Origin of the sequence: Janthinobacterium sp. 35 (assembly GCF_002754575.1) — a bacterium.
Taxonomy (GTDB): Bacteria; Pseudomonadota; Gammaproteobacteria; order Burkholderiales; family Burkholderiaceae_D; genus Janthinobacterium; species Janthinobacterium tructae.
Window position 1 is genome coordinate 741,365 of record NZ_PEFN01000001.1, and the last position, 14,521, is coordinate 755,885.

Genomic DNA, 14,521 nt, shown 5'->3' on the forward strand with positions numbered 1-14,521 from the left:
TTATGCTCAATGACGCAGTAGCACCAGAAATAGTTCCAGCGGCCGGCTCCGACAAGGACGCGCCACTGAAAGAAGATATCCGCCTGCTGGGCCGCCTGCTGGGCGACGTGCTGCGCGAACAGGAAGGCGACGCCGTCTTCAATGTGGTGGAAACCATACGCCAGACGTCCGTGCGCTTCCGCCGCGAAGCGGACGCCGGCGCCGCGCTGGAACTCGACGCCATGCTGAAAGAACTGAGCCGCGAACAGACGATTTCCGTGGTGCGCGCATTTTCCTATTTTTCACACCTGGCCAACATTGCGGAAGATCAACACCACATCCGCCGCCGCCGCGCCCACCTGCTGGCCGGCTCGCCAGCGCAAAAGGGCAGCATCAGCTTCGCGCTGAAAAAGCTGCGCGCCGCCGGCGTGCCGCGCAAGACGGTCGACACCTTCTTCCAGGAGGCGCTGATCGCCCCCGTGCTGACGGCCCACCCGACGGAAGTGCAGCGCAAGAGCATCCTCGACGCCGAGCACGACATCGCCCGCCTGCTGGCCGAGCGCGACCTGCCGCAGACGCCGAAAGAGCGGCACGCCAACCTGCAACTGCTGCGCTCGCGCGTCTCCACCCTGTGGCAGACGCGCATGCTGCGCTACTCGAAGCTGACGGTGGCCGACGAAATCGAAAACGCCCTGTCCTACTACCGCATCACCTTTTTGCGCGAACTGCCGGGCCTGTATGACGACATCGAGGACGACATCGCCGCCGAGTACCCGAACGGCGACGGCACCATCGAACCGATCAATGCCGCCTACGTGCAGATGGGCAGCTGGATCGGCGGCGACCGCGACGGCAACCCGAACGTGAATGCGGGCACCATGCAGCATGCGCTGGCGCGCCACGCCACCACCATCCTCGATTTTTACCTCGACGAAGCGCACGCGCTGGGCGCGGAATTGTCCGTCTCGACCCTGATGGTGGGCGTCAGCGCCGAACTGCAGGCACTGGCCGACCAGTCGCCGGACGCCTCGCCGCACCGCAGCGACGAACCGTACCGCCGCGCCCTGATCGGCATCTATGCGCGCCTGGCCGCCACCGCCCGCGCGCTGGGCGCCACCAACATCCTGCGCAAGGAAGTGGGGCCAGCGGCCGCCTATCCGGACGCGGGCGCCTTTGTCGCCGACCTGCGCACCATCGTCACCTCGCTCGAATCGCACCACGGCGCGGCCCTCGTGCGCCCGCGCCTGGCCACCCTGGCGCGCGCGGCCGACATCTTCGGCTTCCACCTGGCATCGCTGGACATGCGCCAGACGTCCGATGTGCACGAGCGCGTGCTGGCCGACCTGTTCGCGCAAAGCGGCGTGGCCGCCGATTACACGTCGCTGTCCGAGGAAGACAAGCAGGCACTGCTGCTGAGCGAACTGGCCCAGCCGCGTTTGCTGTACTCGCCCTACATCGCCTACGCCACGGAAACGGATTCCGAGCTGGCGATCCTGCGCGCGGCGCGCGACATCCGCCAGCGCTACGGCGCGCGGGCCATCCGCAACTACATCATTTCGCACACGGAAACCGTGTCCGACCTGCTGGAAGTGTTGCTGCTGCAAAAAGAAACGGGCTTGCTGCGCACCGATTGGCAAGCTGGCGAGAGCACGTGCGAGCTGATGGTCATTCCCCTGTTCGAAACGATCCCCGACCTGCAGCGCGCGGCCGGCATCATGAGCGAGGTCATGGCTTTGCCTTTGGTCAAGCAATTGATCGCCAAGCAGGGACAGTTGCAGGAAGTCATGCTCGGCTATTCCGATTCGAACAAGGATGGCGGCTTCCTCACATCGAACTGGGAACTGTACAAGGCGGAACTGGCATTGGTGAGCGACTTCCAGAAGGCCGGCGTCAAGCTGCGCCTGTTCCATGGCCGCGGCGGCACGGTAGGACGCGGCGGCGGACCCAGCTACGAAGCCATCCTGGCCCAGCCGCCGGGCACCGTCAACGGGCAGATCCGTCTGACGGAACAGGGCGAAATCATCGCCTCGAAGTTTTCCAACGCGGAAATCGGCCGGCGCAACCTGGAATTGCTGGTCGCCGCCACCCTCGAAGCGAGCCTGGCGCCGCAGGCGGCCAATCCCGCGCACGCAAGCGAACTGGCGCAGTTCGAAGCCGTGATGGCGCAGCTGTCGGACCTGGCCTATCACGCCTACCGCCACCTCGTGTATGAAACGCCGGGTTTTACGGAGTACTTCTTCTCGGCCACGCCGATTGCGGAAATCGCCGAGCTGAACCTCGGTTCGCGCCCCGCCTCGCGCAAGGCCAACCAGCGCATCGAAGACTTGCGCGCCATTCCCTGGGGCTTTTCCTGGGGCCAGTGCCGCTTGCTGCTGCCGGGCTGGTTCGGTTTCGGCAGCGCCATCGAGGCCTGGATCGACCAGGCTGACGGCGCGTCGAAAGATGAAAAAATCGCCACCCTGCGCGCCATGTACGCCGAATGGCCGTTCTTTGCCACCTTGCTGTCGAACATGGACATGGTGCTGGCCAAGACGGACCTGGCGATTGCCTCGCGCTATGCGGAACTGGTGGCAGACCAGGACTTGCGCGAACGCATCTACAAGCGCATCACGGACGAGCATGGCAACACCTTGCGCTGCCTGGAGCTCATCACCGGCAACACGGAGCGCCTGGCCGGCAATCCGCTGCTGGCCCGCTCGATCCAGAACCGCTTCGCCTATCTCGACCCGCTGAACCACTTGCAGGTGGAATTGATCAAGCGCAACCGCGCCCTGTCGGCGGAAAGCAAGATCGACGAAAGGGTGCACCGCGGCATCCAGCTGTCGATCAACGGCGTGGCGGCCGGTCTGCGCAACACGGGCTGATCGCGCCAGGCTGCCATCGGCAGACAAGGGCCGGCACCGCAAGGGCCGGCCCTTTTGCTTGCCCAATTGCAAAATATTCTCAATAAAACAACAATTGGTATTACACTAGCGGTTGACACCTTCCCAACTTAGGCCCCATGCACACCGCAGCGGCCAACCATGACGCCAGGGACGCGGATGAGCAAATGGTCGATTGAAACGCTGAGTGCTGCCTGCGCCGCCCTCATCCTGATCATGCTGGGCTGGCTGGCCGGTGCGGCCTGGCCGGCGCTCGACTTCTGGGAGCATGTCTGGCTGACCCTGCTGCTGGCGACCGCCGCCTGCACGGCCATGTGGCTGATGCGCAGGCTGCGCGCCCACCTCGCCAGCACGCGTTCGCAACTCGACGCCAGCCTCCTGCGCTACCAGAACCTGAGCGAAACGGCGCAGGACGGCATGTGGCAAACGGATGCGCAAGGCCGCATCCTGTACGTCAACCAGCGCCTGTGCGACATGCTGGGCCTCCCCGCCGAGCTGCTGCTGAACCACTCCATGGAGGAATTCCACGACGAGGCCACCTTGCTGCGCCTGTGTCCGCTACGCCAGACGGCGAGCGATAGCTGCATGGGCGAATTGCAATACCGGCATGGCGACGGTACACAGCGCTGGGCCATGCTCAGCGGACGCCGCCTGTACGACCAGCACGGCACTGTGACGGGCGCACTGGTGCTGGCCAGCGACATCACCGAACACAAGCGGGCCGAACACGCGTTGAGCCTGGCCCATGCGGAGCTGGAAAGCCGCGTGGCCCTGCGCACGGCCCAATTGCTCGATGTCAATCTCCAGCTCTCCGCGGAAATCGCCATGCGCGCACAAACGGAAGCGGCCCTGGCGCGCAGCGAAGAGCGGCTGCAGGACATCATTTCCATGATGCCCCTGTCGCTGTTCCTGAAAGATGCCGATTCGCGCATGCTGCTGATGAACCAGGCCTGCGAGCAGCAATGGGGCGTGCAATTCCAGGATATCGCCGAAGGACGCGACGTGCAGCACTTCCCTGCGGAGCAGACCCAGGGATTCCACACGGCGGACCAGGAAGCGTTTGCCAGCCGCCAGGTGGTGATCCGCGAAGAACTGGTATGGAATGCGCGGCTGCAGGAAAACCGCCTGCTGCAGACGCATAAAAAACCCATCTTCGATGCGCAAGGACGGCCGCAGATGATCATCGCCATGGGCATCGACATCACGGAAAGCAAGCGCAACGAGGAAAACCTGCAGCGTACCCTGGCCCAGCTGCGCGAACTGAGCGACCACCAGCAAACCATCAAGGAACAGGAAAGACGGCGCATCGCGCTCGACATTCATGACGACCTGGGCCAGAACCTGATGGTGCTGCGCATCGATGTGTCGCTGCTGCACGCGCGCACGGCCACCACCCACCCGCGCCTGCACCGCCACGCACAGCGCGTGCTCGACACCATCGACGCCACCATCCGCTCGGTACGCACCATCATCAATGACTTGCATCCCAGCACCCTGGAGCTGGGACTGGGCCCGGCGGCCGAGTGGCTGATCCGCCAGATGGAGAGCCGTGGCACCATCCGCTACCGGCTCACGCTCGACAGCGAGGCGCCCGACCTTGGCCTGGACCAGCGCCAGACGTCGGCCATCTTCCGCGTGCTGCAGGAATCGCTGTCGAACATCGTGCGCCACGCCCAGGCCAGCGAAGTGGAGGTGGCGCTGGAGCAAGATGCGGACGCCATCGTCCTGCGCATCAGCGACAACGGCATCGGCATGCAGCCGGGCGACCACGGCAAGCGGGCCGCCTTCGGCCTGAAAAGCATCCGCGAACGTGTCCATGCGCTGGGCGGCGAACTGCGCATCGACAGCCAGGCGGGCCGCGGCACGGCGCTGGCCATCCACCTGCCCCAGCAGACAGGCCAGCAGCATGTCGATCATGCCAAAACACAAAAATCAGCAAAAACAGTAGTAAATTAAGCATGCATTTTCAGCATAAAAAAGGATAGCAAGTTTTTTCTTTGAGGAAACTATCATGCCCCACGGTTCGCCTGCTTCCCGCCCCACTGCTCGGTCTGCTCCTGCTGGCCGCCATCCCCAGCGCCAGCGCCACCATGTATGCCGAACGCGGCTTCGGTGAGAGGGATGGCAATGGCAGCATCGCATCCGACCTGAACCCGGGCGGCATGCGCGACCTGGGTATCCTGGGCGGCGCCAGCAGCTATGCAAGCGGCCTGAACACACATGGCGCGGTGGTGGGCACGGCGCAGCGCGGCGACGGCTACCGCCGCGCCTTCGTCTACCGCCCCGGCACGGGCATGCAGGAAATCGGCACCCTGCCCGGCGGACGCATCAGTTCAGCCACTGCCATCAATGACGCCGGCCTGGTCGTGGGCGCGTCGGATACGGAGCAGCGCCGCTGGCACGCGTTTGCCTGGGACGGCAAGCGCATGCTCGATCTGGGCGCCATGATCGGCCAGGGCGACAGCTACGCCACGGCAGTCAACGCGGCCGGACATGTCGTCGGCAGCGTCAGCATCAAAGGCTTTGAACCGATGACCTTTGTCTACAAGGAAGGCGTGATGACGGTGCGCCGCCGCGACGACGGCCTGTACCTGACCAACAAGATCACCGATGCGGGCCTGGTGGTCGGCGCCATCTACACGGCGCACAAGTTCCAGGCCTTCGCCGTGCCGTCGCAAGCGGCGCCCGCACCGCAGCGCAGCAATCCATTGGACTGGCTGCTCATCACCATCCTCATCTCCGCCAGCGGCGTGGTGCTGTACAAATTGCAGCGCAACTATCGCCTGGGCCTGCTGGGCGCGCGCACGTGTTTCAGGTAGGAAGGCAAGCTACAGACGTAAAAAAAGAGGCTTGCGCCTCTTTTTTTGTGTGCTTGCCGTACGCTTAGTTTTGCGTCAGGAAAGTTTTCAACTTGTCCGAGCGCGAAGGCTGGCGCAGCTTGCTCATGGCTTTCGCTTCGATCTGGCGGATGCGCTCGCGCGTCACGTCGAACTGCTTGCCCACTTCTTCCAAGGTGTGGTCGTTCGACATTTCCACGCCGTAACGCATGCGCAGCACTTTCGCTTCGCGCGGCGTCAGGGAATCGAGCACTTCCTTGATCACGTTGCGCATCGACGCGTGCAGTGCGGCGTCCAGCGGTGCCAGGGTGGTGTTGTCTTCGATGAAGTCGCCCAGTTGCGAATCGCCATCTTCGCCCATCGGCGTTTCCATGGAAATCGGCTCTTTCGCGATCTTCATGATCTCGCGCACCTTGTTTTCCGGCATTTCCATCTTGACGGCCAGGGTCGCCAGATCCGGTTCGCTGCCCGTTTCCTGCATGATCTGGCGCGAGATGCGGTTCATCTTGTTGATCGTTTCGATCATGTGCACCGGCACGCGGATGGTGCGGGCCATGTCGGCGATCGAACGCGTGATGGCCTGGCGTATCCACCAGGTGGCGTAGGTCGAGAACTTGTAGCCGCGGCGGTATTCGAATTTATCGACCGCCTTCAGCAAGCCGATGTTGCCTTCCTGGATCAGGTCGAGGAATTGCAAGCCGCGGTTGATGTATTTCTTGGCGATCGAAATGACCAGACGCAAGTTGGCGACCGTCATTTCGCGTTTTGCGTGACGCGCACGCTTTTCGCCGGCAGCCATCTGCTTGTTGATCTTGCGCAAGTCAGCCAGCGGCAGGGCCACGCGCGCTTGCAGGTCGATCATCTTCTTTTGCAGTTCCTTAACGGCAGGCACGTTGCGGCTGAGGATGGCGCTGTACGGATATTTGCAATCGACTTCGCGGTCGACCCATTCCAGGTCGCATTCATTGCCCGGGAACACCTTGATGAAGTGGGCGCGCGGCATGCCGCATTTGTTCACGCACAGTTCCAGCACGGCGCGCTCGATGTGGCGCACCTCTTCCATCTGGCCGCGCAGGGTATCGCACAGCTTTTCGACGACCTTGGCCGTGAAGCGGATGCCCAGCAATTCCTGCGAAATGGCTTCCTGCGCCTTGACGTAGGCTTTCGAGTTGTAACCCTCGGGCGCCTTGCGCATCTTCTCGTACTGCGTCGAAATGACGTTGAATTTCTCCAACGCATTCTTTTTCAGCTGCGCCAGCTGCTCGCTGGAGAAACCGGCCGCGCCGCCATTGGCGTCGCCATCTTCTTCCTCGGCTTCTTCTTCCTCTTCCTCGTCGTCACCGCTGGCGGCAGCAGGCGCAGGGGCAGCTGCAGGCGCCGGGGCATTGCTTTCGTTCAAGTCGACAAAGCCGTCGACCACTTCATCGACCTTGATTTCGTCGCGCGCGATTTTTTGCGACAGCGCAACGATTTCGCCGATGGTGGTGGGGCAGGCGGAAATCGCCTGGATCATGTCTTTCAGGCCGCCTTCGATGCGCTTGGCGATCTCGATCTCGCCTTCGCGCGTCAGCAGCGCCACGGCGCCCATTTCACGCATGTACATGCGCACGGGGTCGGTGGTGCGGCCAAAGTCGGAGTCGACCGTCGACAAGGCGGTCGCGGCAGCCGCTTCCACTTCATCGTCGCTGGTGACGGTGGCGACGTTGTCGGTCAACAACAGGCTTTCCGCGTCAGGGGCGCGCTCATAGACGGCGATGCCCATGTCGTTGAAGGTGGCGATGATGCCTTCGATCGCTTCCGGATCGATGATGTTTTCCGGCAATTGGTCATTGATCTCGGCATAGGTGAGGAAACCGCGTTCCTTGCCCATGTTGATCAAGCCCGTGATCTGCTTGCGGCGGCGTTCCAGGTCCGCTGCCGAGGCTTCCGGATCGCCCAGTGCATCGGCCAGGCCGCCCTTGGCCTTGCGGTCGCGCGCTTTCGACACGGCCTTCAATTCGGCGCGCTCGACGGCGTTGAGTGCTGCCACTTCATCGTTTTCCGGCGTGAATTCGCTAGGCTTGCGGCCACGGCGGCCTGGCACCTTGACGGTCGGCAAGAAGTAATTCGAGGTATCGATGGCGGCCAGGGCATCGGCGTCCGTGGTCTTGCTGACCACTTGCGCGCCGGTGATGATGGTCACGGGCGCCACTTCAGGCTTGGCGCGCACGACTTTCGAACGGGCTGCCGTCACCACCTTGTTCGTGGCGGCGCTTTCGCTGATCTTGCGCGGCGCGGCCGGGGCCTTGGCGCCGGGGGCGATCTTCACGCTAGGCGTCTTGGCCGGTACGGCTTCGGCGGCCTCGGCCACGTCGGCAACAGCCTCGGCAGCCGGGGCGCTGACGGCCGCTTCCACAGCCGCATCGGCCGGTGGCACGGCGGCCAGGCGCGAGCGGCTTTTCTTCACCACGGTCACGACGGTGGGCGCCGTCGTGACGGTCGCTTCCGGATTCGCTTGCGCATTATCGATGAAGTAAGATAAAGTCGTTTTGGGTACGGCAAGTGGTGCCGCGGCTGGGCGTGGCGCCTTGGCGGACAACGTTAAAGTTTTTGGCGTATTCTTCATGAGATATCTCTTAATGCGAGACCAGATGGTGTCGGCGCGAAGTGAATGATTCCACCTAAGCCTGCGAAACCGGACTCGATGGAGCGTATTGTTGCGGCTGCCGTTAACGGCAGCGGCGCCTGCTTATCAGGGCGCTCAAAGCCCGCGCATCCCGTAACGAGGGCGGCGGGGCCGAAGCCGGATCAGATAAATAAGCGATGTACATTGCGGAATGAAAAAAAGCCCGTACCAGAACGGGCTTGAATCTATTGTTGTTCAGTGAAGACACAGCGGAGAGCAAGATTATGCACGAAGGCCAGTTATCTGGATAATTGATAAGCAAAATATCTGATATCAGAAATACCAATAATGATGGCCCTGCACCGCACTGCTCCTATCCCCTGCACACCTGAGCCAGACCGTCAAATACGGGGTCCAGTCATCAGCGCAAGCCGACATTATACACATTTCCCGCATTTCGCGCTGCGTGCACTGTAGTACCGCCCCGCTTATCTGTGCGCAAGTTGCCAAAAAAGACAATGCACTTGCCTGTGGCGCGTGCTATGCTCCCCTTTTATAGCCCAACCAATGATGTCGATGACCAGCTCCACGCCAGACCAGCAAGCCACCACTCCTGACACGCCAGTCGATGCAGCCCCTGCGGCAGCACCGGCCGCAGCGGCGACCACGCCGGCACCTGCCGGCCTGACCGCGCGCGCGCTGCTCAAGCAGTTCCAGGAGCAATTCCCGCCATTCCGCGATTGCCTGCCCTTGTCGATCGGTATCGACAAGCAGATCCTGGCGCGCCTGCCGGACCTGGACCGCAAGCTGATGCGCACGGCGCTGGGCATCCACACGGGTTCGCTGCGCTACCTGCGCATGATGGAAAAAGCCAAGATCCGCTACGACCTCGACGGCACTGCCGGCGCGGAAGTGACGCAAACCCACCGCGACCACGCCACGCAAGTATTGCAGCAGCGCTTCAAGAAAGAAGCCGAGCGCAAGAAAGCCGAACGCGACGCCGCCGCCGCCGAAGAAGCGAACCGTTTGCGCCTGGAAAAACTGAATCAGCTGACCGCGAAATTCTCGCGCAAAGGCTGATCCGGTTTCATGGACACAGCTGCCGCACCGCCACTGCCCCCGTATCAAGGCATTGCACTCGAGCACGTCAAGCTGGTACGCACCAGTGACGATGCAAAAGCAGCCATGGCCGCCCTGCTGGCGGCCGACGCCATCGGCTTCGATACGGAATCGAAGCCGACGTTTGTCAAGGGCGAGTCCTCCACGGGACCGCACCTGATCCAGCTGGCCACCGACGACATCGCCTACCTGTTCCAGGTGGGCAGCACGCCGGCGCCGGCCCTGGCCGAACTGAAAGCCATCCTCGAATCGAGCACCACCCTGAAGGTGGGCTTTGGCCTGTCCGACGACGTCAAGCGCCTGCGCAACAAACTGGGCATTGTTCCAGCTCAGGTGCTCGACCTGTCCGTCGCCCTGCGCGGCGGCCAGCGCAACGACCTGGGCGCGAAGACGGCAGTGGCCAAGTTCTTCGGCCTGCACCTGCAGAAATCGAAAAAAATCTCCACCACCAACTGGGCCACCTCGCGCCTGACGGAAAAGCAGATCCTGTACGCGGCCGACGATGCGCAAGTGGCCCTGCGCGTGTACCGCCGCTGGATCGCCGATGGCGGTAAAGTCACACCGCAAAAAGCCCCGCGCGCCAGCACGCCACCTGTCCCGCCGCCTATCGCCGCCTGAGCCGGCGCGCCATCCTGCAGCATGAGCAAGAACAAGTCCATCGGTACCAGCCAGGCAGCGATCGCCGCCGCCGAACAGGCGCTGGGGCGAACGCTGCCCGCGTCCTACGCACAATGGTTATTGGTCAACAATGGCCGCGCGCTGGGCGCCTTGAGCGTGTTTCCCGTCTACGATGAAGCGAATGCGCGCAAGACGTGGGAATCGATAACGCGCCACTACAACACGAGCTGGCAGGAATGGCTGGAGAATGTGGATGGCGGCAACGATGCGAGTACCCTGCTACCCTTTGCCCAGTTCGGCACGGGCGACTATTACTGCTTTGACTATGCGCAAACGGGGCCGAGCGGTGAACCGGTGGTTGTGCTGTGGTCGCACGAAACAGGCGCCACCAGCACGGTGGCGCCCGACTTTGCGGCATTCCTGATACTGCCCGGCCGTCCGGGATGAAACCCGGCGGCCGGCGCAAGCTTATTTGACGAGGCGCAAGGTCAAGGGATAACGGTAAGTGATGCCATTGCTGGCCTTGACGGCCGCGACGATCGAGCACACCAGGTTGGCCAGCGCCACCACCCAGAACAGGAACAGGCCAATCAGCACGAACGACAGGATGAAGCAGGCGAAATACCAGATGATCAGGGTGATCTGGAAATTCAGCGCTTCGCGGGCGTTCTCGGCCGAAAATTTATCCGCATCATCCTTCTTGATCAAATAAATGATCAGCGGCGCCACCCAGCTGGTGAACAAGCCGCCAACGTGGGACAAAATGGCCAGCGTCGTATCTTGCGTACGCCCCACTTCGGGCTGCGTGTTATCCATTATCATTCCCATCATTAGTTATAGATACACCAATATAACAGCAATATTTCTTTTTGGAATGAAACACTTGCTGCCGCAAGGGACTTTTTTTCACGCGCCGCTTGCCGCCGCCAGCGCCAGCCGCCCCAGCGTGGCGATGGCGTCTTCCAGCTGCGGACTCCACGGGTGGCCGTAATTGAGGCGGATGCAATGACGAAACGCGCGCGTGGCGGAAAAGATGGGGCCGGGCGCGATGCTGATGCCGGCCGCCAGCGCGCTGCGGTGCAAGGCCAGCGCATCGACGCCCACGGGCATCTCGACCCAGACGAAATAGCCGCCCTGCGGCCGCGTGACCCGTGTGCCGGGCGGAAAATGCACGGCGATGGCTTGCAGCATGGTGTTTTGCTGCGCCGCCAGGGTCAGCCGCAGCTGGCGCAAATGGCGGTCGTAGCCACCGTGCATCAGGTAATCGGCCAACGCCATCTGCAGCGGTATCGGCGCCGACAGGCTGGTGGTCAGTTTCAAACGCTCGACCTGGCGCGCGTAGCGGCCCGCCACTGCCCAGCCCAGGCGGAAACCGGGCGCCAGCGTCTTGGAAAACGAGCTGCAATGCATGACCAGACCCGCGCTGTCATGGCTTTTCGTCAGGCCGGGGCGCTGCTTGCCGAAATACAGCTCGCCATACACATCATCCTCGATCAGCGGCACGCCATGGCGCGCCAGCAGCTCCACCAGTGCGCGTTTCTTTTCAGGCGGCATCAGGCTGCCCAGGGGATTCTGGAAACTCGTCATCAGCCAGCACGCCTTGGGCTGATGGCGTTGCAGCAATTCTTCCAGCGCCGCCAGGTCGACGCCGTCGCGCGGACTGGTGGCGATCTCGACGGCCTTGAGTTCCAGCCGCTCCAGCGCCTGCAAACAGGCATAAAAACTGGGTGACTCGATCAGCACCGTGTCGCCGGGCCGCGTGACGGCTTGCAGGCACAGGTTCAGCGCTTCCAGCGCACCATTCGTGATGACGATGTCGTCGCTGGAAACGAGCACGCCGTCGAGCTGATAGCGCAGCGCGATCTGGCGGCGCAATTCCGCATTGCCCAGGGATAAATCCGTGACCGTGCTCCACGGGTCGAGGCGGCGCATGCTGGCCGACACGGCCCGCGCCAGCCGTTCCATCGGGAACAGATGCGGACTGGGAAACGCCGAGCCGAAGGGCACGATATCGCGCGCGCCGACGGCGCCCAGCACCTCGAAGACCAGGTCGCTGACATCGACGGTGGTGCTGGCGTCGAGCGGGCGCGAGCTGTCTGGCTCGGGCGCCAGCGCGGCGCGCTGCGGCGCCACGTAATAGCCGGAGCGGGGCCGCGAGACGATCATGCCGCGCGCTTCGAGCAAATAATACGCCTGGAACACCGTCGACGGGCTCACGCCCCTGCGCGCATGCTGCTGGCGCACGGAAGGCAACTTGTCACCAGGCAGCAACAGCTGCGTGCTGATCATGGCGGCGACTTCTTCCGCCAATTCTTCATAGCGTTTCAATCCTGCTCCTCAAACTGATCCGTATTTTTATTGCACAACTGATCCTGTCACAGTGACAGCGCCCGTTATATGCTAGGGTAACAACATCCGGGCAGCAACACCGGCACGCCACACCGACCGACGAGACAGGTTACTTTTCCATGCAACTCTCCATGCTACTGCATTCCCCCCTTGCGCTGGTGCTGGCCCTGGCTTGCGCCTTGCCTGGCATGGCGCTGGCCGCACCGGCCAGCGTGCCAGCCGGCCACGACAGCCTGGAACAGCGCATCAAGGCGTGCACGGCCTGCCATGCGCCCAAGGAACGCCACGACGCCTTCTTTCCCCGCATCGCCGGCAAGCCGGCCGGCTACCTGTACCACCAGCTGCTCAATTTCCGCGAGGGAAGGCGCCAGTATCCGATGATGAACTACATGGTCGAGCACTTGCCGGACGATTACCTGCGTGAAATCGCCGAGTATTTTGCGGCGCAGCACCCTGCCCCGCCGCCGGCCCAGCCCAGCAGCGCCGGTGCGACAGCCCTGGCGCGGGGCAAGCAGCTGGTGCTGCACGGCGACAGCGGGAAAAAGATTCCCGCCTGCATCGCCTGCCATGGCGAGAAACTGGCCGGCGTGGCGCCCGCCATCCCCGGCTTGCTGGGCTTGCCGCGCGACTACATCAACGCCCAGCTGGGCGCCTGGAAGAACGGCATCCGCCGCGCCCATGCGCCCGACTGCATGGCGCAAGTGGCGCAGCGCCTGTCGGACGCGGACGTGGGCGCCGTCTCGGCCTGGCTGGGCACGCAGGTGGCCAGCGCCGACGCGCGTCCCGCCAGCGGCATCACCCTGCCCTTGCCGCTGCACTGTGGCGGCGTGCCAGGCTCTACCGCGCAGGTGGCGCCATGAAGAAATGGATGATCGCGGCCGGCCTGGTGCTGATCGCCGGCGCCAGCGCCAAGTTCCTGCTGTACCCGGACGACGACATCGGCCCGCCCGCCGTTGCCAGCACCCTGAGCCAGCAACAGCTGGTCGCGCGCGGCGCCTACCTGGCCAAGGCGGGCGATTGCATGGCCTGCCACACGACGCGCGGCGGCGTGCCCTACGCGGGCGGACGGGCCTTGCAGACGCCGTTCGGCAAGGTGCTCTCGCCCAACCTCACGGCGGACAGGGAAACGGGCATCGGCAACTGGACGGCAGACGATTTCTGGCGCGCCATCCACAACGGCAAGTCGAAAGATGGCCGGCTGCTGTATCCGGCCTTTCCCTACACCAGCTACACCAAGGTGCAGCGCGAGGACAGCGACGCCCTGTACGCATATTTCCAGAGCGTGCCGCCGCACAGGCAGGCGAATGCGCCGCACGCGCTGCGCTTCCCCTACAACCAGCAACTCGCGCTGGCCGCCTGGCGCGCGCTGTATTTCAAGCCGGGCGTGTACCAGCCGCTCACCAGTCAAAGCATGGAGTGGAACCGCGGCGCCTACCTGGTGCAGGGCCTGGGCCACTGCAGCGCCTGCCATAGCAGCCGCACCACCCTGGGCGGCAGCGACGACGGCCTGTCGGGCGGCCTGATCCCCGTGCTGGGCTGGTATGCGCCCTCGCTGACGTCGGACGCGGAAGCGGGCCTCGGTGACTGGGACACGGCGCATATCGTGGAATTGCTGCAAACGGGCGTCTCGCCGCGCGCCACCGTCTTCGGCCCCATGGCGGAAGTCGTGCGGCAAAGCTTGCAGCACATGGGCAGCACCGACGTGCAGGCGATGGCCGTGTACCTGAAAAGCTTGCCCGGCCCCGCGCAAGCGGCGAAAAAGGCGCCGCGCGAGACTTCGGAGCAAGCTCGGCAGCAACTGGCGCTGGGCGCGAAACTGTATGAAGCGCAATGCGCGAGCTGCCACCAGGCCGACGGCAAGGGCGTGCCACCCGGCTACCCGCCGCTGGCCGGCAACCGCGCGCTGACGACGGACTCGGCCGTCAACGCCATCCGCCTCGTACTCAACGGCGGCTTTGCGCCCGGCACAAGCGGCAACCCGCGCCCCTACGGCATGCCGCCGTTCGGCCCCGTCATGGATGACGCCGAGGTGGCAGCCGTGGTCACGTATCTGCGCGCTTCGTGGGGCAATGATGCACCGGCGGTGTCGGCGCTGGAAGTGAACAAGTACCGCAGCGTGCCGCTGGAGTAGC

11 protein-coding genes are annotated in these 14,521 nt (G+C 63.6%); 8 read left to right on the top strand and 3 right to left on the bottom strand.

The window, feature by feature from the left end; all coding sequences use genetic code 11:
* Window positions 1–2: 2 nt before the first annotated feature.
* The 3 genes from ppc (at window position 3) to CLU93_RS03275 (ending at window position 5,680) form a co-directional block, all read left to right on the top strand.
* Window positions 3–2,843 (top strand): phosphoenolpyruvate carboxylase, encoded by a 2,841-nt coding sequence (ppc, locus tag CLU93_RS03265; protein WP_099759977.1) that lies wholly within the window; start codon window positions 3–5, stop codon window positions 2,841–2,843.
* Window positions 2,844–3,020: 177 nt separating this feature from the next.
* A complete protein-coding gene (locus tag CLU93_RS03270) occupies window positions 3,021–4,817 on the top strand; it encodes a PAS domain-containing sensor histidine kinase (protein ID WP_180287795.1) in 1,797 nt (598 codons plus the stop codon).
* A 41-nt stretch (window positions 4,818–4,858) separates the two neighbouring features.
* Window positions 4,859–5,680 carry a hypothetical protein gene (locus tag CLU93_RS03275; RefSeq protein WP_143451690.1) on the top strand — a complete coding sequence of 274 codons (822 nt, stop codon included), beginning with the start codon at window positions 4,859–4,861 and terminating at the stop codon, window positions 5,678–5,680.
* Between the two features lie 64 nt (window positions 5,681–5,744).
* On the opposite strand, the gene rpoD is transcribed toward CLU93_RS03275, so the two are convergent.
* Entirely contained in the window at window positions 5,745–8,303 is a 2,559-nt protein-coding gene (rpoD, locus tag CLU93_RS03280; protein ID WP_099759980.1) for an RNA polymerase sigma factor RpoD, read from the bottom strand.
* Window positions 8,304–8,879: 576 nt separating this feature from the next.
* Between rpoD and CLU93_RS03285 the strand changes: the two genes are divergently transcribed.
* The 3 genes from CLU93_RS03285 to CLU93_RS03295 are packed head-to-tail and all read left to right on the top strand — an operon-like array spanning window position 8,880 to window position 10,487.
* On the top strand, window positions 8,880–9,383 hold the full coding sequence (locus CLU93_RS03285) for a ProQ/FINO family protein (RefSeq protein ID WP_165829359.1): 504 nt from the start codon (window positions 8,880–8,882) through the stop codon (window positions 9,381–9,383).
* 9 nt (window positions 9,384–9,392) lie between these two features.
* Window positions 9,393–10,040: a 3'-5' exonuclease gene (locus CLU93_RS03290; RefSeq protein ID WP_099759982.1), complete on the top strand. Its 648-nt coding sequence runs from the start codon at window positions 9,393–9,395 to the stop codon at window positions 10,038–10,040.
* Between the two features lie 21 nt (window positions 10,041–10,061).
* A complete protein-coding gene (locus CLU93_RS03295; protein WP_099759983.1) occupies window positions 10,062–10,487 on the top strand; it encodes an SMI1/KNR4 family protein in 426 nt (141 codons plus the stop codon).
* Window positions 10,488–10,508: 21 nt separating this feature from the next.
* On the opposite strand, the gene CLU93_RS03300 is transcribed toward CLU93_RS03295, so the two are convergent.
* Together CLU93_RS03300 and CLU93_RS03305 are read right to left on the bottom strand one after the other, a co-directional pair.
* Window positions 10,509–10,856, bottom strand: a complete 348-nt coding sequence (locus tag CLU93_RS03300; RefSeq protein ID WP_205704538.1) for a DUF4870 domain-containing protein — start codon at window positions 10,854–10,856, stop codon at window positions 10,509–10,511.
* 90 nt (window positions 10,857–10,946) lie between these two features.
* Complete coding sequence (locus CLU93_RS03305) at window positions 10,947–12,368, bottom strand: aminotransferase-like domain-containing protein (RefSeq protein WP_099759984.1); 1,422 nt, start codon at window positions 12,366–12,368, stop codon at window positions 10,947–10,949.
* A 152-nt stretch (window positions 12,369–12,520) separates the two neighbouring features.
* On the opposite strand from CLU93_RS03305, the gene CLU93_RS03310 reads away from it, so the two are divergent.
* Together CLU93_RS03310 and CLU93_RS03315 are read left to right on the top strand one after the other, a co-directional pair.
* Window positions 12,521–13,249, top strand: coding sequence for a c-type cytochrome (locus CLU93_RS03310; RefSeq protein WP_099759985.1), 729 nt, complete (start codon window positions 12,521–12,523; stop codon window positions 13,247–13,249).
* Window positions 13,246–14,520, top strand: coding sequence for a c-type cytochrome (locus tag CLU93_RS03315; protein WP_099759986.1), 1,275 nt, complete (start codon window positions 13,246–13,248; stop codon window positions 14,518–14,520). The genes CLU93_RS03310 and CLU93_RS03315 overlap by 4 nt, the downstream gene beginning before the upstream one ends.
* Window position 14,521 lies beyond the last annotated feature (1 nt).